Source organism: Streptococcus suis (assembly GCF_002960445.1).
Classification (GTDB): Bacteria; Bacillota; Bacilli; order Lactobacillales; family Streptococcaceae; genus Streptococcus; species Streptococcus hyiners.
Genome location: NZ_POJD01000357.1, coordinates 1 through 279 on the forward strand (window position 1 = coordinate 1; position 279 = coordinate 279).

At 45.2% G+C, this 279-nt stretch carries 1 protein-coding gene; it reads right to left on the reverse strand.

The genetic code is table 11. From position 1 onward, the window contains the following. On the reverse strand, positions 1 to 279 hold a 279-nt coding region (locus C1G53_RS11235), incomplete at both ends, for a GNAT family N-acetyltransferase (RefSeq protein WP_153046726.1).

Sequence of the window (279 nt, forward strand, 5' to 3'; positions counted from 1 at the left end):
GTTTTATGGCTATAGCGGTCACTTCCGCGATACTGCGCAACCTGTACCAAACCAGCTTTTTTCGCCACCATCTGACTGGCCACATTTTCCTCATGGGTGACAATAACCAGCTCCCTCAGACCAAACTCATAAAAAGCTAGATAGACTAAAGTCCTCACTACTTCCGTCATTAAGCCTCTTCTCCAGTAGTCTTTTTTTAGGAAATAGCTGAGCTCCGCAGAAAGTTGACGTTCATCTACCTTTTCAAAGCAAAGCGCACCAATCATCCTCTCCGAATAC